This is a genomic window from Veillonellales bacterium (assembly GCA_039680175.1).
Taxonomy (GTDB): Bacteria; Bacillota; Negativicutes; order JAAYSF01; family JAAYSF01; genus JBDKTO01.
In genome coordinates, this window is record JBDKTO010000070.1 from 16,589 (window position 1) to 38,662 (window position 22,074).

The 22,074-nt window shown below is 48.6% G+C and carries 22 protein-coding genes and 1 rRNA gene; 20 read left to right on the top strand and 3 right to left on the bottom strand.

What is annotated here, in order from left to right:
• Window positions 1-89: 89 nt before the first annotated feature.
• From ABFC84_11510 to ABFC84_11540, 7 genes are all read left to right on the top strand, one after another.
• Window positions 90-848 carry a threonine/serine exporter family protein gene (locus ABFC84_11510; GenBank protein ID MEN6413363.1) on the top strand — a complete coding sequence of 253 codons (759 nt, stop codon included), beginning with the start codon at window positions 90-92 and terminating at the stop codon, window positions 846-848.
• Window positions 849-858: 10 nt separating this feature from the next.
• Window positions 859-1,317 carry a threonine/serine exporter family protein gene (locus ABFC84_11515; GenBank protein MEN6413364.1) on the top strand — a complete coding sequence of 153 codons (459 nt, stop codon included), beginning with the start codon at window positions 859-861 and terminating at the stop codon, window positions 1,315-1,317.
• Window positions 1,301-2,710: a tRNA lysidine(34) synthetase TilS gene (tilS, locus tag ABFC84_11520; GenBank protein MEN6413365.1), complete on the top strand. Its 1,410-nt coding sequence runs from the start codon at window positions 1,301-1,303 to the stop codon at window positions 2,708-2,710. The genes ABFC84_11515 and tilS overlap by 17 nt, the downstream gene beginning before the upstream one ends.
• Complete coding sequence (gene hpt / locus ABFC84_11525) at window positions 2,703-3,239, top strand: hypoxanthine phosphoribosyltransferase (GenBank protein ID MEN6413366.1); 537 nt, start codon at window positions 2,703-2,705, stop codon at window positions 3,237-3,239. Before tilS ends, hpt begins: the two co-directional genes overlap by 8 nt.
• A gap of 155 nt (window positions 3,240-3,394) precedes the next feature.
• A complete protein-coding gene (ftsH, locus tag ABFC84_11530; GenBank protein MEN6413367.1) occupies window positions 3,395-5,311 on the top strand; it encodes an ATP-dependent zinc metalloprotease FtsH in 1,917 nt (638 codons plus the stop codon).
• A gap of 19 nt (window positions 5,312-5,330) precedes the next feature.
• Window positions 5,331-5,837: a CDP-diacylglycerol--serine O-phosphatidyltransferase gene (gene pssA / locus ABFC84_11535; GenBank protein MEN6413368.1), complete on the top strand. Its 507-nt coding sequence runs from the start codon at window positions 5,331-5,333 to the stop codon at window positions 5,835-5,837.
• Between the two features lie 70 nt (window positions 5,838-5,907).
• Window positions 5,908-6,903: an asparaginase gene (locus ABFC84_11540; GenBank protein ID MEN6413369.1), complete on the top strand. Its 996-nt coding sequence runs from the start codon at window positions 5,908-5,910 to the stop codon at window positions 6,901-6,903.
• A gap of 61 nt (window positions 6,904-6,964) precedes the next feature.
• Here the strand turns inward: ABFC84_11540 and ABFC84_11545 are convergent, their stop codons facing one another.
• The 3 genes from ABFC84_11545 to ABFC84_11555 form a co-directional block, all read right to left on the bottom strand.
• Window positions 6,965-7,651, bottom strand: a complete 687-nt coding sequence (locus ABFC84_11545; protein ID MEN6413370.1) for a hypothetical protein — start codon at window positions 7,649-7,651, stop codon at window positions 6,965-6,967.
• 94 nt (window positions 7,652-7,745) lie between these two features.
• On the bottom strand, window positions 7,746-9,161 hold the full coding sequence (locus ABFC84_11550; GenBank protein ID MEN6413371.1) for an ATP-binding protein: 1,416 nt from the start codon (window positions 9,159-9,161) through the stop codon (window positions 7,746-7,748).
• A complete protein-coding gene (locus tag ABFC84_11555) occupies window positions 9,158-9,835 on the bottom strand; it encodes a response regulator transcription factor (protein MEN6413372.1) in 678 nt (225 codons plus the stop codon). The genes ABFC84_11550 and ABFC84_11555 overlap by 4 nt, the downstream gene beginning before the upstream one ends.
• Before the next feature lie 306 nt (window positions 9,836-10,141).
• Between ABFC84_11555 and panC the strand changes: the two genes are divergently transcribed.
• The 13 genes from panC to ABFC84_11620 all read left to right on the top strand — a co-directional run.
• Window positions 10,142-10,990: a pantoate--beta-alanine ligase gene (gene panC, locus ABFC84_11560; protein ID MEN6413373.1), complete on the top strand. Its 849-nt coding sequence runs from the start codon at window positions 10,142-10,144 to the stop codon at window positions 10,988-10,990.
• A gap of 1 nt (window position 10,991) precedes the next feature.
• Complete coding sequence (gene panD, locus ABFC84_11565) at window positions 10,992-11,375, top strand: aspartate 1-decarboxylase (protein MEN6413374.1); 384 nt, start codon at window positions 10,992-10,994, stop codon at window positions 11,373-11,375.
• A gap of 112 nt (window positions 11,376-11,487) precedes the next feature.
• The gene (locus tag ABFC84_11570) at window positions 11,488-12,468 is read left to right on the top strand and encodes a biotin--[acetyl-CoA-carboxylase] ligase (GenBank protein ID MEN6413375.1); all 981 of its coding nucleotides are present in this window, start codon (window positions 11,488-11,490) and stop codon (window positions 12,466-12,468) included.
• Window positions 12,469-12,511: 43 nt separating this feature from the next.
• Window positions 12,512-13,072: a biotin transporter BioY gene (locus ABFC84_11575; protein MEN6413376.1), complete on the top strand. Its 561-nt coding sequence runs from the start codon at window positions 12,512-12,514 to the stop codon at window positions 13,070-13,072.
• A gap of 69 nt (window positions 13,073-13,141) precedes the next feature.
• Window positions 13,142-13,906 (top strand): type III pantothenate kinase, encoded by a 765-nt coding sequence (locus ABFC84_11580; GenBank protein ID MEN6413377.1) that lies wholly within the window; start codon window positions 13,142-13,144, stop codon window positions 13,904-13,906.
• A gap of 85 nt (window positions 13,907-13,991) precedes the next feature.
• On the top strand, window positions 13,992-14,945 hold the full coding sequence (gene dusB / locus ABFC84_11585) for a tRNA dihydrouridine synthase DusB (GenBank protein MEN6413378.1): 954 nt from the start codon (window positions 13,992-13,994) through the stop codon (window positions 14,943-14,945).
• A gap of 34 nt (window positions 14,946-14,979) precedes the next feature.
• Complete coding sequence (locus ABFC84_11590; GenBank protein MEN6413379.1) at window positions 14,980-15,945, top strand: hypothetical protein; 966 nt, start codon at window positions 14,980-14,982, stop codon at window positions 15,943-15,945.
• Window positions 15,946-16,160: 215 nt separating this feature from the next.
• The gene (locus ABFC84_11595; GenBank protein ID MEN6413380.1) at window positions 16,161-16,682 is read left to right on the top strand and encodes a helix-turn-helix transcriptional regulator; all 522 of its coding nucleotides are present in this window, start codon (window positions 16,161-16,163) and stop codon (window positions 16,680-16,682) included.
• A gap of 92 nt (window positions 16,683-16,774) precedes the next feature.
• Window positions 16,775-17,677, top strand: coding sequence for a hypothetical protein (locus ABFC84_11600; protein ID MEN6413381.1), 903 nt, complete (start codon window positions 16,775-16,777; stop codon window positions 17,675-17,677).
• Between the two features lie 113 nt (window positions 17,678-17,790).
• Complete coding sequence (locus ABFC84_11605) at window positions 17,791-18,885, top strand: saccharopine dehydrogenase NADP-binding domain-containing protein (protein ID MEN6413382.1); 1,095 nt, start codon at window positions 17,791-17,793, stop codon at window positions 18,883-18,885.
• Between the two features lie 212 nt (window positions 18,886-19,097).
• Window positions 19,098-19,574: a transcription elongation factor GreA gene (gene greA, locus ABFC84_11610; protein ID MEN6413383.1), complete on the top strand. Its 477-nt coding sequence runs from the start codon at window positions 19,098-19,100 to the stop codon at window positions 19,572-19,574.
• 33 nt (window positions 19,575-19,607) lie between these two features.
• Window positions 19,608-21,101, top strand: coding sequence for a lysine--tRNA ligase (gene lysS / locus ABFC84_11615; GenBank protein MEN6413384.1), 1,494 nt, complete (start codon window positions 19,608-19,610; stop codon window positions 21,099-21,101).
• 488 nt (window positions 21,102-21,589) lie between these two features.
• Window positions 21,590-22,074 (top strand): 16S ribosomal RNA (locus ABFC84_11620); the annotation flags it as partial.

Sequence of the window (22,074 nt, forward strand, 5' to 3'; positions counted from 1 at the left end):
TTAGAGAAAAGACGATCCTCTTGCTATAATCATGCAGGAAAGTAGTGGATGGCAAGAGAAATAAGCGAAGAGCGCAGGGAGGGTGAAGTATGGTTTCGTTGGAGCAAATGGTGGAATTGGCAGGTTTAGCCGGCGAGATTATGCTGAAAAATGGGGCTGAAACCTATCGGGTTGAGGAAACTATGGAACATATGGCGAAAGCCTGTGGTGCTATGAAGGTAGAAAGTTTTGTTACTCCTACCGGTGCTTTTTTGACAGTAACGGACTCATCCGGCCGATTTATTACCGCTATGCGCCGGGTAAGAAATCGTACCAGTAATTTAGATAGAATTTCCAAGGTTAATGAATTATCCCGCCGGCTGGTTGATGGGCGTATTGGCTATGGGGACGCCTTCGGCATTTTAGCACGAATCGCCCGGGAGCGAACTGGATTTTCCTGGGCTCCATCCATGCTGGCATCCGGTGTGGTAGGGGGCGGAACGGCGGTTTTGCAGAATGGCGGGACGGTTGAAATTCTGGCATCTTTTGGCGCCGCGGCTGCCGTGCGTTATGTTGCCCATATTATTTCCCGGCTGCATGGTGTGCAGTTTACCTTTGAATTTTTGGGGGGTATCACTGCTGCTTTGGCAGGAACGGTACTTCATGAAATATGGCCGCAGCTTGGCCGGGATATCGTTATTATCGGCGGCATTATGCCGCTGGTGCCGGGAGTGGCAATTACCAATGCGATCCGGGATGTGATGGCCGGTGATTTGTTAAGCGGCCTATCCCGGGGAATGGAAGCGGCGCTGACCTCGGTAGCAATTACTATGGGAGTGGTTATCGTTTTAGCCATACATCTTGTGTGAGGTGAGGGGAATGCTGGCAATGAAAGTTGCGGCGGTATTCTTAATGTCGGCGGCAATCGGGATTTTATATCGTATACCGCGCAGTTTATTACTATATGGCGCTCTGGTGGGAGTGTTCGCTTGGCTGATTATGTATAGTACTGTCCAGGCCGGGGGAAATATTATACTGGCGGATTTTTTCGGTAGCGTTGCCGTGGGAGTGCTGGCTGAGCTTTTAGCCAGATTGCTCAAGAAGCCGGCGACTATTTTTATTATTCCCGGATTTATTCCTCTGGTTCCTGGCGGTGAAGCCTATACTACGATATTGTATATGGTGGAAGGACGTTATTTGGATGGGGTTTCTATGGGAATGCGGACGGTGTTGACCGGCGGGGCAATTGCTTTTGGAATTTTTGTCAGTTCTACCTTGTATCGGTTGATGATAAACTATAAAGTGGAGAAGCGTACTTGCGATGCTGGAAAGAGTTAAAGAATGGATTCATTGTCACGGATTAATAAACCGGGAGGAAAAAGTGCTTGCCGCCTGTTCAGGCGGGCCTGACTCGCTGGCATTAGTACATATCCTTCGCCGGCTGCGTTCAGAATATAATATAAGTTTGGCCGTAGCTCATGTAAATCATATGCTGCGCGGCACGGAGTCAGATGAAGATGCCCGGTTTGTAGCGGAATACTGCCAAAGTGCCGGTTTGGACTGTTATCAGACGGCGATTCCCGTAGCCCGGCTGGCAGCTGCCAGCGGGCGGTCGGTGGAAGATGCGGGGCGGATTGCCCGGTATCAATTTTTGCGTCAGGTGGCGGCGGACTTAGGCGGTGCTGTGATTGCCACCGGACATCACCGGGATGATCAGGCGGAAACAGTGCTGATTCATTTGCTGCGAGGTGCCGGCAGTGCCGGTATCCGGGGAATGCTGCCGAAGAACAATGGAATTATTCGGCCGCTACTGCCTATAAGCAGGGCGGAGATTGCTGCATACTGCCGAGAACAGGGATTGGAGCCCCGTGTTGACAGTTCTAATGAGCATACCGATTATTTACGGAATCGTATTCGAATTCAGCTGCTACCGGAACTGGCAGAGCAATATAATCCTGCCGTTAAGGAGAGTTTGTGCCGAACGGCGGCTATTGTTGGCGATGAGCATGATTATATTCGTGCACAGGCGGAAAAAGTGTGGCCTTTGCTGGCCAGCCGCCAGGATGGCGGCTGGCTGATTGATGGTCAGCAGGTGAATGAGCTGCATATCGCGCTGCAGCGGGAAATTTTTCGGCTGGCAATTGAAAAAAAACAAGGCTGTTTGACAGGAATTAGCTTTTACCATGTGGAAAGACTGATAGAAATGGTTCGGCATGCTTTCGTAGGCAGCCGTTTGGAATTACCGGGCGGTTTGATTGCCCGCAAGGATTATTCGGGGTTGTGGCTGGGAACGCCGCTCCCCCCAGGACCTTGGGCAGGTATTCGACCGCCGGGAATTCCCTTAGTGATACCGGGATATACCGATATTCCTCAAATCGGTTGTCAGGTTAAGGCGAAAATCTGCACTGAAAAAGCAGAAGAAAAAGGACGGCAGGTCGCGGTGTTCGATTGGCAGGCATTGGCGCCGCCACTGTATGTGCGAACACGGCTGCCGGGGGATCGTTTTTCTCCCCTGGGACTGGGGGGGAGTAAAAAGGTAAAAGATTTTTTAATTGATGCAAAAGTACCGCGGAAAATTCGTGACCGGGTTCCCATTATTTGTGACGGGCGGGGAATTTTGTGGCTTGGCGGATACCGGCAGGATGAACGGGGAAAAATTTCCGATCAAACTACTGATTATTTGCAATTAATGATTAACAGGGTAATAGTGAAGGAGCAAGAGGATGATTAACGATATTGAAAAAGTTTTAATTAGTGAAGAAGATTTGGCGGCACGCATTAAGGCAATGGGGAAAGAAATTACTGCCGATTACGCCGGCAAAGAAATTTTGATGGTTGGAGTTCTGCGAGGAGCAGTTATTTTTATGTCCGATTTGGCCAGAGCTATTAAAGTCCCAGTGGCTATTGATTTTATGGCAGTTTCCAGCTACGGAGTCTCTACCTCATCCAGTGGTGTAGTGCGGATTCTTAAGGATCTCGATGAAGAACTGGAAGGAAAACATTTATTGATTGTGGAGGATATCATTGATTCCGGGCTTACCCTTAAATATTTATTCGAAAATTTAAAGTCGCGCCATCCGGCAAGTGTCAAGATATGCACCTTGCTAAATAAGCCGGAACGCCGTCAGGCCGACGTAACGATTGATTATAACGGTTTTATCGTACCGGATGAATTTGTCGTTGGCTATGGGCTGGATTATGCTGAGAAGTATCGCAATTTGCCTTTTATCGGGATTCTAAAACCGGAAGTATATGAATAGTCAACGGATTGGAGTGCCGGTATGGCAAGTAAATATAGGTATTTCGTTTAAAAGTGTGATTTCGTTGTTAAAAATGAAATTGGGTGGTATAATATTTTTCTATGGAGGCTAAAATTTGGATGCTGTTTGTGTTCCAGTGAGAGGAGGGCTACTTGTTGAATAAATTCTTTCGAAATGTAAGTTTTTACTTGTTGATTATTATTATTGCAATTTCCATCATTGACTATTATTCTTCACGTACGACTACAAAGCAGGAGATCAGCTATACGCAATTTTTGCAGCAAATTGAAGAGCAGAAGGTCGAGAAGGTAACTATCGTGGAAAATACCATCCGCGGTAAACTAAAAGATGGAACCGAGTTTACTACCATTACCCCGAATGACCCGACTCTGATCAATACACTGCGGGAAAAGAACGTAGAGATAAAAGCAGAACAACCGCCTCAACCGCCGTGGTGGACGACGATTTTCTCTTCCGTGCTGCCGATGTTGCTTTTGATCGGTGTATGGTTTTTCATTATGCAGCAGACTCAGGGCGGCGGCAACAGGGTCATGTCTTTCGGCAAAAGCCGGGCGAAGCTCCACAGTGAAGATAAGACGAAAGTCACTTTTAGGGATGTGGCCGGTGCCGATGAGGCGAAGCAGGAATTAGAAGAAGTTGTTGAATTCCTGAAACATCCGAAAAAATTTAATGATTTAGGGGCACGGATTCCCAAGGGGGTGCTGCTGTTTGGACCTCCCGGTACAGGCAAGACTTTGCTGGCCCGGGCAATAGCCGGGGAAGCGGGAGTGCCGTTTTTCAGTATCAGCGGTTCGGATTTTGTGGAAATGTTCGTCGGCGTGGGTGCATCCCGGGTGCGGGATTTGTTCGAGCAGGCGAAGAAGAGTGCTCCTTGTATCGTATTTATCGACGAAATTGATGCGGTTGGCCGCCAGCGGGGTGCTGGCTTGGGCGGCGGGCATGATGAACGGGAGCAGACGCTCAACCAGTTGCTCGTCGAGATGGACGGTTTTGGTGTAAATGAAGGTATTATTATCATTGCAGCCACTAATCGTCCCGATATTCTTGATCCGGCTCTGTTGCGCCCCGGTCGGTTTGATCGGCAAATCGTAGTCGATAAACCGGATGTAAGAGGACGCTTTGAAATACTGAAAGTTCATGCTAAAGGGAAACCCATCTCCAAGGATGCAAATCTGGAAGTGCTGGCCCGCCGGACGCCGGGCTTCACCGGTGCAGATTTAAGCAATCTGGTAAACGAAGCGGCTTTGCTGGCAGCCAGACGGAATAAGCGGCGGATTGACATGCCGGAACTGGAAGAGTCGGTGGAGCGGGTGGTTGCCGGGCCGGAACGAAAAAGCAGGGTAATCAGCGACAAGGAAAAACGGCTTACCGCCTATCATGAAGCCGGGCATGCCTTGGTCGGTATGCTGTTGACTCATACCGATCCGGTGCATAAGGTTTCCATTCTTCCCCGCGGCCGGGCAGGCGGCTACACCTTGATGCTGCCGAAAGAGGATCGTTATTATGCAACCCGGTCGGAGCTGCTGGATCAATTAAAGACCTTTTTAGGCGGCCGGGTGGCTGAGGCGGTGGTACTGGGAGAAATCAGTACCGGTGCACAAAACGACTTGGAGCGGGCTACCGAAGTGGTGCGAAAAATGATCTGTGAATATGGCATGAGTGAAGTGCTGGGACCGATTACTTTTGGTCATCGACAGGAACAGGTGTTTTTGGGCCGGGATATATCCCGTGACCGGAATTATAGTGAAGAAGTGGCCTATTCCATTGATAAAGAAGTGCGGCGCCTAATTGAAGATGCTTACGAAAAAGTGGAGCAGATACTCAAGGAGAATTTGGAAAAGCTTCATGTGATTGCTCAGGCTTTGATTGAGCGGGAGACGTTGGAAGCTGATGAATTGGAACAATTGCTAAATAAAGGCGTAATTACCGATAAAGCTCCGGCTTCGGAGGAAGCCAGCCCGGAAGCGCCGGCACCGGCTGCGGCCGATGTTCCTTCTGAATCGCAAGACGAATCCGTGCCCAAAATCGTTTATATTTCCCGGCGGGAGTAAACCCGATTGAGGTGATAGCATGTCGTCCAGAAGGTGGATTCCCAATCTTTTTACAGTTATTAACCTATTTGCCGGTTCCGTTGCCATCTTATTGGCGTTTACCGAGCAGTGGCTGCTGGCTGCCGTTCTGATTTTTGCCGCAGCATTGTTTGACAGTGTGGATGGCCGGGTGGCCAGACGGATGAATGTGACCAGTGAATTTGGCAAGCAATTGGATTCCTTGGCTGATTTGGTCTCCTTTGGCATTGCTCCGGCAACGATTGCTTTTTTGCTGCAATTTTTTCGTCTCGGCTGGAGTGGTTACTTATTGACCGCTGTGTTTCCCGTTTGCGGGGCATTGCGGCTGGCACGGTTTTCAATAGGACACAGCCGGACTTATTACTTGGGACTGCCCATCACCATCGCCGGTCCCTTGCTGGTCATTGCTGCCTTGCTTGGGCAGGACTGGCCGCTGGAGCTTCAGGAGATTATTTTGCTTGTGATGTCCGGCCTGATGATTTCTACGATTAAAGTGCCTAAAATATAGGGAAAGACTTGGCCTGTGCCAAGTCTTTTTACCAAATGAGACTATGTAAAACCATGGGGGTGTTTATTGGATGAGCGAAATTTTATTGCATTATACCCGCGGCGGTAAAGTGGAAAGCATTCATCGCGGCGATGTGGCGGTAGTAGATGTAACGGGAAAAATTATTGATCAGATCGGCGATCCAAAGCGGCCGATGTTTTGGCGGTCGGCGGCAAAACCATTTCAATTGCTTCCTTTTGTGGAACGGGGAGGTATTGAAAAGTTTCATATGACCGATGAAGAGGTTGCCTTGATGGCTTCTTCCCACAGCGGCGAAGCGGAGCATGTTGAACTGGTGCAGCAGGCTCTGGCCAAAGTCGGACTGACAACCGATTGCTTGGATTGCGGTCCGGCAAGGCCGATGAACAGCCGGGCGGCCAAAGCGCTCATGCTGCAAAAGCAGCCCTATCAGCCGGTGCACAATCCCTGTTCCGGCAAGCACACGGGGATGCTTGCGCTGGCTACTATGCTGGCGGTTCCTATTGAGGGTTACACCGATCCCAAACATCCAGTACAGAAAATGATGCTGGCAGCAGTAGCCGAAAGTGCCGGACTGCAGCCTTCTGATGTGGAAATCGGTATTGACGGCTGCGGCGTGCCTGTATTTTATCTGCCCCTCAACCATATGGCGCTGGCCTACGCCCGCCTTGCCAAACCGGAGGAAGGTAATTGGGGTGAGCGGGAAGCTGCGGTGCGTACGATTCGCGATGCAATGCTGAGCCATCCTAGCGTTGTAGCTGGAACTGGGAGAATCGATACGGTGTTGATGAAGCTGACAAAAGGCCGGATTTTGGCTAAAATTGGTGCCGAGGCAGTCTATTGCCTGGCATCCGTACCGGATGGGATCGGTATTACTTTTAAGGTGGAGGACGGCAGCTACCGAGCGATTAATCCGGTCGTGATCGGTGTGCTGAACCGGCTGGGGCTTTTGTCAAAACCGGAGCATGAAGCCTTGCTGGAGCAATTCCCGCCAATCCTAAAGAATCATCGCGGCGATATTATCGGCACAGTGGAAACCATGTTTTAAAAGCAAATAAAAAGAGGTTGTTGCGTAGCGAAAAAAATCGTTGGCAACAGCCCCTTTTTATTTATTTGTCATCAGGGTGCGGCATGTGGAAGTGTCCTCCCCAATGATGGGGAAAAGCCGGCCGTACATCCTGTAAATCTTGTTTAAAAGTGTCGGAGTCAACTCCCAGATTGTCGGCCACATCCCGCCAGGTATTGTTGATCTTTTTCTCATTAAGGACATCGTTGATTGAACTTCCTGTATTTTGCGCCAATTCATTGGCCATGGCAATATCCCGGGGATGATAGCCCTGCTGCAGCAGGTCAAGGACAGCTTCTTTGTCCATGCCCAGCTTGGTGTTAAGGCGGGCAGCGGCGATGTTTTGTCTGGCAGCTTTTATTTGTTCTTTGGTAATGCCCAATTTTTCGGCTACATCCCGCCAAGTGTTGTCGGTTGTTTTATAACTGATTACTTCATCCATGGATTTGCCGCTGGCATTGGCTAGAAAGGCAGCCCGGCTGATATCGCGGAAATTCATGCCTTTAGCCTGATACTGCAGGATAGAATCCTGACTAACGCTCAGGTCTTCCGACAGGCGCTGGGCCATCTGCTCCGGCGTAGGCTTCTGATGCTGGCATTGCCGGTAGGCCGGACGGCTATCACGGTCGTTATTTTCGGCAGCGTTGACCAAGAATGGGGCTGATGCTCCGGCCAGAATGAATGTTCCGGCCAAAATTCCGGCAAGAGTTTTTTTAGATAGTATTTTCATTTGAATCCCTCCGTTTATTTTTAGTCAACCAGCTTCTTTGCTGATGAGCTTAGTATAATGGAGAGATATGACAAATTTATGACATAAGGGAATTTTATTCAGCCAGGACAACGGGCAGGGTAAAGGTAAAGGTGGTTTCTTCCTCCGGAATGCTTTTGACGCTGATATCGCCGCCCATGGCGACAACAAGTTTTTTCGTAATGGCCAGCCCCAGGCCGGTGCCGCCGTCCTTGCGTGAGCGGGATTTTTCCACCCGGTAAAATCGATCCCAGATATAAGGCAGATCGGCGGCGGGAATGCCGTGGCCCCGGTTGCTTACAGTGATGGCAATCATGCTGCTGCCGTCAGGGTGAATGCTGATGCCAATGGAAGTGTTAGCCGGGGCGTAGCGAATCGCGTTGCTGAGCAGATTCAGCAGCACTTGGGCAAGACGGTCCGGGTCAGCCCAGACAGCAGGTAAAAAGGAAGGAAGCTTTGTGTCCAAAAATAGATTTTTTTCTGCCAGGAGAGGGGTTTGCTTTTCCAATTCAGCAGGCAGAAAAAGGGCCAGATTAATCTTCTCTTTTACAATCCCCAGCTCACCGGCTTCTAGTTGGGCCATATCCAGCAGATCACGGATTAACCGGTCGATACGGTGGGTTTCGCTGACAATGGAATTCAGGTAACGCTGCTGCTGCTCCGGAGTGGTAACCAGACCGTCCTGGATGGCTTCGGTCAGGGCCTGAATAGAGGCTACCGGCGTTTTGAGTTCGTGGGATACATTGGCCAGAAAGTCCCGCCGGTTTTGCTCCGTATGAGCAAGGGAAGCAGCCATGTTGTTAAACGTATTTCCTAAGCTGCCGATTTCATCATCGTTGGTGATATGGATGCGGCTTTCGTAGTTGCCCTTGGCGAAGTTATGGGCGGCCCGGCTGATGGCGGCAATGGGTTTGGTCAGGCCGCGGGACATAAATAAGCCGACGGCGGCAGCAATGGCAATTCCCAGCAGCAAGGCATAAAAAAGTAATTGTTCCAAGGCATCGATGGTTTTATTGACGCCGGTAATCGGCGCATATAGAAATAATGCGGTTGGTGTTTGCATTCCCGGGACAGGCAGGGCAATAACAATGGAAGGATCGGCTTGATGATGGGAAGTGCGTACCCAGGACTGAGGTGTGCCGGCAAACAGTTCATTGCTTTTCGCTGCCACATCCGGGGGGGCTCCTTTTTTCAGCCACCTTTCGGGCGGCTTTCCTGCCAGAATCGTTTCGTCCCGGTCACTGAGCCACATCATGGAGCCGACTAAATCACCTAAAATTTTCAGTGTGGCGTCAGAGGGCATTCGGCCTTCTCCTAAGGCGGGGGACATCAGGGCAATGGCGAAGCTGCCTTTTTGCATCAGGTCATCCCGCTTATTTTCCACCACATGCTGTCGTATTAGAAAGGTCATTAACATCCCCAGAGTGATGGTGCTAATCAGGATTACGGCAATATGGGACAATAGCAGCTTACTAAATATAGAACGGCTCATTTGGCAACCGCCTCGAACTTATAGCCTATGCCCCAGACAGTGTGAATATAGGTAAAACGCTCGCTGTTAATTTTCTGCCGCAGACGCTTAATGGTAGCATCCACAGTGCGGTCGTCACCGCCAAAATCGTAACCCCACACATTGGTCAACAGCTGTTCCCGGGAAAAAGAAATACGGGGATGCCGTAGCAAAAACAGCAGCAGATCGAATTCCTTTGGTGACAGGGTGATGGGACGACCATCCTGCATGACCGACTGCCGGGCCGGATTTACAGCCAGTCCGGAATCTTTGAGACTAAAACCCGTATCCTCAAGCAGCCCGCTGCGCCGCAGTACGGCTTTGATCCGGGCTACCAGTTCCCGGGGACTGAACGGCTTGGTAACATAGTCGTCAGCGCCAAGGGAAAATCCGGTCATTTTATCCAGCTCGGCACTTTTCGCTGTGAGGAAAATGACCGGGACGGGACGTTTGATAGAGCGGCAGATATCCCAGCCGGATAATTTTGGCAGCATGACATCCAGCAGCAGCAGATCAGGCCGATGCTGTGTTTCGATATCCAGAGCCTGGTCGCCGTCGCCGGCTGTAAAGACGATAAACCCCTCCTTTTCCAGATAGAGCTGTACAACTTCACAGATATTCGGCTCATCATCGGCAATTAAAATTTTTATACTCATAATAACCTCCTGCTACTTGTCCGTTGTTCGGGAAAATGGTATCATAGACAGAGAAATAAACCAAGGGCGGCACCGGAATGGGCCGTACCCAGTAAGGCAAGTTTTCATAATTTCATATTCTATCAACCGCTTAGATCCCGTGGGACTGAGACGGAATGTAAAAGGATCATTTTGTTGGTTACTCGGGTTGTCTTGTGTTGCTCTGCTTTGCCAAGGCTGCCCCATAACGGATGATGGTTCCCTGCCTTCCTGTTGATGTGAAACGGGAGGGTATTTTTAGTTTACAGGGAGGGACATACATTGAAAGTGATCAGTCAGGTAGCAGAGCTTCGGATGCTGTTGAAAAATGCCAGGCAGGCGAACCAAACGGTAGGCCTGGTGCCGACTATGGGATACCTGCATGAGGGACATCTCACCCTTATGCGGCAGGCAAAGCGGGAACAGGATGTTGTTGTCGCCAGTATTTTTGTGAATCCCCTGCAATTTGGGCCGAATGAAGATTACGCTGTTTATCCCCGGAATTTGGAACGGGACGGTGAACTGGCAGCCGGTGCAGGGGTGGATATTTTATTTACTCCCCGGGTAGAGGATATGTATCCTCAGGGTTACGAAAATGTGCTGTCCTTTGTGGAAGTTACCGGCATTACGAAAAAGCTTTGCGGGGCTTCCCGGCCGGGACACTTTCGGGGTGTCACTACGGTAGTTGCCAAACTGTTTAACATTGCCCGGCCGGATGCCGCTTATTTTGGTCAAAAGGACGCCCAGCAGGTTGCGGTTATCAAGCGTATGGTTGCCGATTTAAACATGGATATTCGCATTGTCGCCGTACCTATCGTACGGGAAGCAGACGGACTGGCCTTATCTTCCCGCAACGTATTTTTAAATCCGGCGGAACGGCAGGCGGCTTTGGTCCTGCACCGCTCCCTGGAACTTGCCGGTGATCTTCTTGCCGCCGGACAACGGGATGCGGCAGGTATCAAGGCCGCTATGGCCGGTTTGATAAACAAAGAGCCTTTGGCTGCTATTGAGTATATTTCGCTATGCGATTTAAAATTCCTGGAAGAGTTGGCTGAAATCGAATCGGCTGCATTGATAGCAATTGCTGTTAAAATTGGTAAAACAAGGCTGATTGATAACCGGATATGGAGGGGATAACATGTTTCGGACCATCATGAAATCGAAACTGCATCGGGCTACGGTAACCGAAGCCTGTTTGAATTATGTAGGCAGTATTACCATCGACGAAGATCTGATGGATTCGGCCAATATTTTTACCAATGAAAAGGTACAGATTGTAAATAATAATAATGGCGCAAGGCTGGAGACGTATGTGATTCCCGGGGAGCGGGGGTCGGGAGTGATTTGTCTGAATGGCGCCGCCGCTCGTTTAGTACAGCCCGGTGATACGGTGATTATTATTACTTATGCCGTAATGGAGGAACGGGAAGCTAAGATTTTTCAGCCAACAGTGGTATTTTTGAATGAGAAAAATCAGATTTCCGGCAGGAAGACAGTTGAAAACCATGGAGAAATCGGCTGAATTTGACAGAATGTTAACGGTAATATATGATTGAAGATGACAATTTGATGCGCAGCGCCGGTCTATGGCCTGTGCATCAAGACTTTCAGGGTCTTGACCAGGGGGGATGGAATTGCGTACTCGCATACTGCAGATTTTGCGCCAGCGTTTTGGTGAATACATATCAGGGGAAGAATTAAGTCAGCAATTTGGCGTATCCCGGACGGCGATTTGGAAGCATATCCGGGAATTAAAGCAGGCAGGTTATGATATTGAAGCTCATTCCCGCCGGGGATACTGTCTGCGGCAGGCTCCCGATCTGCTGCTTCCGGCCGAAATACGAGCCGGCTTGCAAACGACAGTTTTTGGCCGGGAGACTCATTATTTTTCTGTTACTGAATCAACGAACATCGCTGCGAAAAGATTGGCGGCGGAAGGTTGTCCGGAAGGTACGATTGTGGTAGCGGAATCTCAGCAGAGCGGCAGGGGAAGATTATCCCGGGGGTGGTTTTCTCCTTTTGGCAAGGGAATATGGCTGTCGATAGTCCTTAGACCTCCCTTTAGTCCGCAGGATGCCCCTAAGTGTACTTTACTGGCAGCGGTCGCCCTTAACCGGGCTATCCGCAAGGTAGGCCGGATAACGTGCGGGATCAAGTGGCCGAATGATATTTTGTATCAAGGGAAAAAATTGGTCGGAATATTGACGGAGATGAGTGCCGAAATGGATGCGATTAACTATGTCGTTATTGGCGCGGGAATTAATGTCAATGTGGCTCAGAATGATTTTCCGGCGGATTTATCCCCCATTGCGACCTCGGTGTCGGCAGCCGCCGGTCAGCCGGTAGACCGGGTGATTTTACTGTGCGAAATTCTTCATCAGCTGGAGCTGAGTTATCAAACAGCCCTACAGCAGGGTTTTGAACAAATCCTTGCTGATTGGCGGGAACAATCCATTACCCTGGGACAAACTGTCGATGTATTTGGCCTCAATCATAACTTTAGCGGGATTGCTCAGGATATTGACGGAGAGGGAGCTTTGCTGGTTAAAACAGCCGACGGCATCGTGCGGGTTCTGGCCGGTGATGTTTCCATCAGGCCGCGGCCGGCGGACTAATAGAATAGCAGCAATCGGGAACAGGAAAGGAGGCGAAGAAAGCGTGGCAGTAAGAAATATGGCATTATGCGGTCTATTCGCAGCGCTATTGGCTTTAAGTTCACAGGTCGTGATTCCCTTAGGCCCGGTTCCCCATACGCTGCAAATCTTTTTTGTACTTCTGGCCGGTATGATTTTGGGCAGCCGGTTTGGCGCCATCAGCGTTTTGGTCTGGGTGGCTTTGGGTATTTTTGGATTGCCTGTTTTTGCTCAGGGGAAAGCCGGTTTGTCGGTAGTGGCCGGGCCTACCGGTGGCTTTTTGCTCGGGTTTGTCTGCTGTGCTTTTGTAGTGGGGTGGCTGACGGAACGGACAGAAGGTTCCTATGGCCGGACGGCGGCAGTTATGCTGCTGGGCTTGGCGATTGCTTATGGAATTGGTTTAATCGGATTTATGTTCAGTTTTAAATATTTTTTGGCAAAGCCCATGAACTGGTATACGGCAGCTACTTTGGCTGTTATTCCGTTCTTGCCCTTTGATTTAATAAAAACATTGATGGCCGCCTATATTGGAGTGCGGATTCGTCGGGCGCTGATTCATTCCGGACTGGTCGGTACCCATAAATGATTATTTTCTTTTTATCCGGGGAATATAACGTATACAATGGGGATAAACGTGCGTGGGAGGACTTTATCGATGCTTTTAGTGTTTGATATCGGCAATAGTAATATTGTGCTGGGAATGTACGATGATCATCAATTGCTGCAGCATTGGCGGATTTCTACCGACAGGTTGAAGACCGGCGATGAGTATGGGATGTTGTTGAATAATTTGTTCAACTATGCGGGGATGACGATACAAGATGTGACAGCAGTTATTATTTCTTCCGTTGTGCCGCCGCTGGTGGTACCAATTTCAAAAATGTGCCAGCGCTATTTTGGTGTGGATCCATTAGTGGTGGGACCGGGTATCAAAACCGGAATTTGTATTAAATATGAAAATCCCCGGGAGGTGGGTGCCGACCGGATTGTGAATGCAGTGGCGGCTTATGATAAATTTGGCGGGCCGCTGATTATTATCGACTTCGGTACGGCGACAACCTTCTGTGTCGTCGCAAAAAACGGCGATTATCTAGGCGGCGCTATTGCACCGGGAATCGGAATTTCCACCGAGGCATTGTTCCAGCGGGCGGCGAAGCTGCCCCGGATTGAACTGGTCACACCGAAAACCGTGATTTGCCGCAATACGGTAGCCAGTATGCAGTCCGGCATTATCTACGGATTCGCCGGACAGGTGGATGAAATTGTCCGCCGCATGAAAAAAGAGCTGGGCAGTGATGCTTATGTAGTGGCAACCGGTGGCCTGGCAAATATGATCGCCCATGAATCGTCGACGATTAATGTGGTGGAACATTTCTTAACACTGGAAGGCCTGCGAATTTTATACGAGCGGAATTCGTGAATAGTAAAGTACAACTTTGGCACTTGGAAGCCGGTTTCGGCTGGCCTCCAGGTGTTTTATCTTAAAATGGACAAGGAGCGATTGCATGCAAATTGGCGCGATTCCTTTAGCTCATCAAGTCATACTGGCGCCAATGGCAGGTGTTACCGACCTGCCTTTCCGTTTACTGGCCAAAGAGATGGGCTGTGCTTTGGTATATTCGGAAATGGTCAGTGATAAAGGCCTGCTATACCAAAATTGCCATACGATGCATATGCTGCAAAGTAATCCCGGAGAACGACCGGCGGCGGTGCAGATTTTTGGCTCCGAACCGGAGAATATGGCAGCAGCGGCCCAAATTGTTGAGCAGTCAGGTGCCGATATTATCGATATTAACATGGGTTGTCCCACGCCGAAGATTGTTAAAAACGGGGAGGGAGCGGCGTTAATGCGTCAGCCTATGCTAGCGCAGAAGATTATCGCCGGTGTTGTAGCAGCGGTAAAGGTGCCGGTGACAGTAAAGATTCGCAAAGGCTGGGACGATGCTTCCGTAAATGCTGTCGAAATTGCCAAATTAGCGGAAGCTGCGGGAGCGGCGGCAATTGCCGTTCATGGCCGCACCAGGGAGCAGTTTTATACCGGTGCGGCCGATTGGCAGATCATCGCGGCGGTGAAACAGGCGGTAGGAATTCCTGTAATCGGCAACGGCGATATCCGGACGCCTTTGGATGCTCGGCGAATATTGACGGAAACCGGCTGTGATGGCATAATGATAGGGCGAGCTTCTCAGGGGAATCCCTGGATATTCCGTCAGATGATTCACTTTCTTAACACAGGAGAGCGGTTGCCGCCGCCGACACTTGGCGAGAGAATGACAATTATTTTGCGGCATTTGGAGATGCTGGTGGATTTTAAGGGAGAACATATTGGGATTCGAGAAATGCGCCGGCATGCGGCGTGGTATACGAAAGGACTGCCTCATTCCGCCGAGCTTCGTCTGCGGTTTAACCAGGCGGTTTGCAAGCAGGATTTTATTGACGTACTGGAAACATTGCAATAAGCAATGACAGTGGATTTTCGGGTAGGTGTGGCTTATGGAGCAGATGCTGATAATGCCGGTGGCCAACGGGGTTCTGCCCCGTCCTCATGGCGGAAAAATTACCGGGATGTTTATTATGGAACACGGCGGCAAGATTTTGTCCGATGTAGGCGCGGGACATGATATTTTTGTCTGTTCCTGGAGTGTGGATAAGGAAGAACTGTATCCGGTTGGGGTTACAGCCCGAATTATGGAGCTCTCACCGGAAAGGGCGGCTGATGAAACCGGACAGGAAATACCTGTGCTGATGGCGGTATTGGAGGGGCGGGAGCATGCCCGCTGGCATACTCTTCGTACAGCCGGGTCTTATTTATTTTCAACTGATGTCGAAATTATGAATTTAGCTAAAATTCACCAGGAATACCCCAGTATTTCTGGTGCGGGATGGATGCCGGCAGGCGGTTATACCGAGTTTCGGGGTAAAACTGATATACCGGTGACGATTTATGGCTCTGATCTGGAAAATGGCGAGGAAGTCAGCGTCAAAGCCAATCTGGGCGGCCTGGTAAAGCAGGAGCAGGCACATACGATTGAGCATGCCGTCATCCGGGCTTTGCGGACTTGCGGTTTGTGTACGGCACGTACCTTATTGGAATCTGTCAGAAAAGAAACAGAAGAACTAAAGCAATCGGTAGAAACCAGCATCCGTTATCGGCTGCCGGAGGTCTTGGGACGAACAGCTACCGGCGCTTGTGGAAATGCTATGACTAACCTGGCTCAGTTTTATTTGACTAAGGGGTTTATTGACAATGTTCAGGCCGGCAAGTCTTTAAACGAATCACTGGATAAGGCTCGCCGCCATACGATGTCACAGTTAACTCAGGACTTGGGGTTGACGATGCAGCCGGGACTGCGGGTTTTGCAAGGACTGAAGAAGGGTATGAGCCATGACGATACACCCTTGAAGCTGGAGACTTGTAAAAAAGTAATCAGGCGTTTCCCTTTTGATCCCTGGGAATAGTCAGAGGTTTCTCCGGGTATTACAACTGCAGACTAGTAAAGCTGCCGGGGAAATAAACGGCAGCTTTTTACGTTGAGAAAATTATTTAAAAGTGCTAAAATATGCATGTGCACAATATTGTGTACATATACTAAACTTAGACAGTCAAACAGGTCTGGTTCATTTTCCGGGAAACTTGCAGCTGTTTGAGCCGTCATAATGGGAGATGGTGGCGTATGCTGCTGCGAATTGGAGAAAAAATTATTAACCGGCATAAAATTCATCAAACTGTAGATGTCATGCTGGAAATGAGGAGCAAAGGTTTTTCGCAGCAGGAGGTAGCCAAACGGATTGGCATCGATCGCACCGTTATTTCAAAGCTGGAAACATTAGGGGAAGTCCGCAAGGGCGGGCTGGTGGCTTTAATTGGCTTTCCCATAAAAAACTGTGAAGCGATTGAGGCGATGGCCCGGCAGGAAGGTATCGATTTTTCCTTGCTATTGTCGGAAAAAGAACGGTGGGAGTTTATTGAAAATAAAACCGGACTGGAACTGTTCAACACAACTATGAAAATTATTTCCGATCTCCACAAATATGATATTGTCATCATTCTGGCCTCCAATATGCGAATTAAGTTGGTGGAAACATTGCTGGACAAAGAGATTATTGGAATCGCAATTGGCGCTTCGCCAATTGCGGATGATAAATATGTCGATCCGGAAATGGTGCGGGACATTATTCATCAGCTGCGGTTTTAATGGGAAATGTTCCGGCGATAACCCCTTAGAAAACTGTTGGGAGTCCATGGTACAGGGGAGCAATTGCAGTTTTACGGGAGGCATAGATACATATGAAACGAGTAGTCAGCGTCAGTCTGGGTTCATCCAGACGCAATCATCAGGCAACGGCGGAATTTGGCGGTGAAATGTTTTCGATTGAACGTATCGGTACCGACGGGGATAAGCAGAAAGCCATTGATATGATTCGGGAGCTGGATGGAACGGTAGACGCATTCGGCCTTGGCGGCACAGATTTATATATCTTTGCCGGCGACAAACGGTATACTTTCCGGGAATCGGTGGAGATTGCCGCAGCAGCAAAAAAGACGCCGATCGTTGATGGCAGCGGTCTTAAAAATACTCTGGAACGGCGGGTGGTACAGTATTTGCAAAACCAGGCCGGCATCTGTTTTCAGGATAAACCGGTGTTGGTCGTATGTGCCGTAGACCGGTTCGGATTGGCGGAAGCTTTGGTAAAAGCCGGTAGCAAGGCAGTATTCGGCGATTTGCTGTTTGGGCTGGGCTTGCCAATACCAATTCGTAGTTTGGCCGGTTTGGCCCGGCTGGCGCAGGTCATCGCGCCGGTGGTTACGAAATTGCCGATTCGTATGTTTTATCCTACCGGCAAGAAGCAGACGGAGAATAAACCGTTGTTTAGCAGTTATTTTCATCAGGCGGAAATTGTCGCCGGTGATTTTCACTTTATACGCCGTTATATGCCAGCTGATATGAAAGGGAAATGGATCATTACCAATACAGTTACGGCTGAGGATGAGCAGTTTCTCGCCGGGCGGGGAGTTTCTACCTTGGTCACAACCACACCGGACTTGGGGGGGCGTTCTTTTGGAACGAACGTGCTGGAGGGAGTTTTGGTAACTCTTGCCGGTAAACCGCCCCAAAAACTTACGGTGGATGATTACGAGAAAATTTTAGATGATATCGGGCTTGTGCCGAGAATCAAGCAACTAGCGTAGCAATGAATCGATTGCGCTGCGCTTCTCGTAAGATAGGGGAAATTTAGGCGTGCTGATTAGAATCAGAAAGCTTCATGTTTCTTTCTGGTTCTGAATGAAAGGAGCGTGTTTGTTTGGAAAAATTCGCTTTTATTGTACATCCGTTTACGGCAAAAGATTTTGGACGTAAATTTTCTATTGCTAATCATTGGTCGGATGGTTTTATTGAAGGATTAATAAAATATATACCACCGTTTAAAGTTTCTCATATTACGGGGATTGAGTCGCCCTTTTCTCGGGCTGAGGGGTGGCTTATCGGTTGTCCTCTGACATCACGACAAATGGTGGAAATGCCGGAGGACTATGTTATCCGGAAGATTATTAAGGCGGGGAAAGTGGCCGAAAAGCTAGGGGCGAAAGTGGTTGGTCTGGGATCGTTTACTTCCGTCGTCGGCGATGCCGGCATTACCATCGCCAAGAACCTGAATATCGCCGTAACGACCGGAAACAGCTACACTGTGGCAACAGCCCTGGAAGGAACGCGGGAAGCGGCTAAAATAATGGGGCATAACCTGGCTAAGGCCAATGTTCTGGTATTAGGGGCAACAGGATCTATCGGTGCCGCCTGTGCCCAAATTTTAGCCCGAGAAGTTCGCTACTTGACTTTAGCAGCAAGGAACGAAGGAAAATTGGAAAAACTTGCCGAGCAAATTTTGCGTTCCACAGGATTAGCCGTGCGAGTTACGGCGAATACTAAGTCTGCTTTAAAGGCAGCTGATATTATTATTGCGGTTACCAGTGCGGTTGACAGCATTATTGAACCGGAGGATTTAAAGCCGGGTGCGATTGTTTGTGATGTGGCTCGTCCGCGAAATGTTTCCCGGCGGGTAGCTGAGGTCCGCAATGATATTTTAGTCATTGAAGGCGGTGTGGTTGAGGTCCCGGGGCAGGTTGATTTTGGCATTAATTTTGGCTTTCCTCCGGGAATGGCCTATGCCTGTATGGCGGAGACCATGACTCTTGCTTTAGAACAGCGGTATGAAAACTTTACGTTAGGCCGGACATTGACGGTAAAACAGGTGGAAACTATTTCTCACTTGGCAAAAAAACATGGTTTTAAATTATCGGGGTTTCGAAGCTTTGAGCGAGCGATTACGCCGGCAGAGATTGCAGCCATTAAGGCCAACGCCGCTGCCAGCAATACAAGTCAAAGGAGGGAAATTATCTAGAAAATATTGACAAACAGAAACATTATGCCTATAATTATTCCATAAGAGTGGGAAAGCGAGCTTATACATCTAAAGTGTCAAGTTATTCACTTGACACTATTTATATTGTCTGTATTGGAAGTCTTTGTTTCCTACTAACAAAAAGTTAACGGTTAGAATACAATAGAGAAAAATGGTTTATGGTGAATTTATTTTTAAAGGAGAGCAAAAATATGGCGGAAAAACAGACGATTCTTACAGCAGAAGGATTGAAGAAGATTGAAGAAAAGCTTGAACATTTGAAAGCTGTCCGTCGCCGTGAAGTCGCCGAAAGAATCAAGCAAGCTATCGAATTCGGTGATATCAGTGAAAATTCAGAATACGAAGATGCGAAGAATGAACAGGCATTTATCGAAGGAGAAATACTGACCTTAGAAAAGATGCTGCGAAATGCCAAATTAATTGAAAAAGGCGACACCGATGTTGTAACCGTAGGCTCTACTGTTGTTTTAAAAGATTTGGAGTTTGGCGATGAATTGGAGTACACGATTGTAGGTTCGGCAGAAGCAGATCCAACGGAAGCAAGGATCTCCAACGAATCTCCGGTTGGTGCGGCGATCCTTGGCCAAAAAGTCGGTAATATCGTTGAAGTAAATGTTCCTGCTGGAATTTTGAAATATGAAATTATAGCATTAAACGGCACTCATTAATCCGGTAAGTGCTATTGGGGGAGAATTTATCAGATGACAGATGTAAATGACCAAGTAATTCAAAACAATGAAGAAATGAGCGAAATGATGCAGGTGCGGCGAGAAAAATTAGCGGCGATAGCAGCCCGGGATATTGAACCCTTTGGCCGCAACTATGATTTCACCCATCATGCCGCCGATATCCAAGCTCAGTTTGACACGCTGGAGGGTACGACTGTCCGGCTTGCCGGCCGGCTGATGGCGGTAAGGGGCCATGGCAAGGCCAGCTTTGCCAACTTAATGGATATGTCGGGTACAATTCAGCTTTACTTTCGTCAGGATGTTTTGGGAGAGGAAGCTTATGAATTATTTCGTTTGCTGGATATCGGCGATATCATCGGGGTGGAAGGAGCAGTTTTCAAGACTCACCGCGGTGAAATTAGTGTAAAAATTGCTAAATTTGAAATTTTGGCTAAGTCGCTTCGGCCTCTGCCGGAAAAATGGCATGGATTAAAGGATGTTGAGCTTCGCTATCGTCAGCGGTATCTCGACTTAATTGTAAATCCGGAAGTACAGCAGACTTTTGTGACCCGCAGCAAAATTATTAAATCTCTGAGGCGGATTCTTGATGACAAGGATTTTTTAGAAGTTGAAACCCCCATGATGCATCCCATTGCCGGCGGCGCAGCCGCCAGGCCTTTTGTCACTCATCATAATGCTTTGGACATGACGTTATATATGCGGATTGCGCCGGAATTGTATCTCAAACGCTTAATTGTCGGCGGCTTTGAAAAGGTTTACGAAGTGGGACGGGTTTTCCGGAATGAAGGTATCGATATCAGGCATAATCCCGAATTTACCTTGGTAGAACTGTATCAGGCTTATGGCGATCATGAAACCGTTATGAAGTTGACGGAGGAAGTAATTGCCGGGATTGCCCAAGAAGTATTGGGAACTACTAAAATTACTTATCAGGGGCAGGAAATTGATCTTACGCCACCCTGGAATCGGCTGACAATGACCGAAGCAATTAAAAAATTCTCCGGCGCCGATTTTTCTTCAGTGGAAACAATTGAACAAGCCAGGACAATCGCTGATGGCTTAAAAATCACATATGAGGATAATGACGGTATTGGCGGTATTATAAACAAAGTATTTGAATCGGTAGCGGAAGAACATTTGCTTCAGCCCATCTTTATTACCGGTCATCCTACTGAAATTTCACCGCTGGCTAAACGGAACAAGGATAATCCGGAGATTACGAATCGGTTTGAGGCATATATCTTTGCCAGAGAAATAGCCAATGGATTTTCTGAATTGAACGATCCGATTGATCAGGAAGGACGTTTTCTGAAGCAGGTAGCCCAGCGGGAATCCGGGGATGATGAGGCCCATATGATGGACAAGGATTATGTGACCGCATTGGAGTATGGCATGCCGCCAACAGGCGGTTTGGGGATCGGTATTGATCGTTTGGTAATGCTGCTTACCGATAGTTATTCTATTCGTGATGTTATTTTGTTTCCTCATATGCGTCACCGCGAGTAATGACCGGAAAGAAACCGCACAGGCGGGCGTAAGCGGTTGCCTGTGCGGCTTTTTTTTGCATAAGTTGACAAATAATAGCCGGTATGATAACATAATTTATGCATTGACAAATAAATGCAAGTTAGTTACATTAGTGAATGATATTGACATGACATATTGATTGTGTTAATATTACTAAGTTGTCGCTTATTGGCGGCAAAAGGTACCAAAAAAATATGTTGACATAACCGAAATGGTTGTGGTAATATATAAAAGTTGTCTCGGGTAAGCGTGCCGTCCATGGCACACCCTCGACACTAGCGCATCCATGCGCGTCGTCGCAAACGGCAGCAGGCTGAGAACAGCCGAGTGTTCCTTGAAAACTAAACAATGTAAGTAAGGAAAAAAGCCAGATGTGCGGGAACGCTCGTCACGGAAGTGACGAAGTTCCGAAACAATAAATTCTAATGATACATTATAAGAGCCATCAAAGCTCTGTAAAATACACTTTTATGGAGAGTTTGATCCTGGCTCAGGACGAACGCTGGCGGCGTGCCTAACACATGCAAGTCGAACGGGCAGTTCGGATGTTGGACCTTGGATATTGGATAATGGATAAAGAAATAAGTAATTACTTGCTTTAATCCGGGATCTAACGTCTAAAGTCCAATATCTGAACTGTTAGTGGCGAACGGGTGAGTAACGCGTAGACAACCTGCCTCAAAGCTGGGGACAACACCGCGAAAGTGGTGCTAATACCGAATGTGATATCACCAGCACATGCAGGAGATAAAAAAGATGGCCTCTGAAGATGCTATCGCTTTGAGATGGGTCTGCGTCTGATTAGCTGGTTGGTGAGGTAACGGCTCACCAAGGCGACGATCAGTAGCCGGTCTGAGAGGATGAACGGCCACATTGGGACTGAGACACGGCCCAAACTCCTACGGGAGGCAGCAGTGGGGAATCTTCCGCAATGGACGAAAGTCTGACGGAG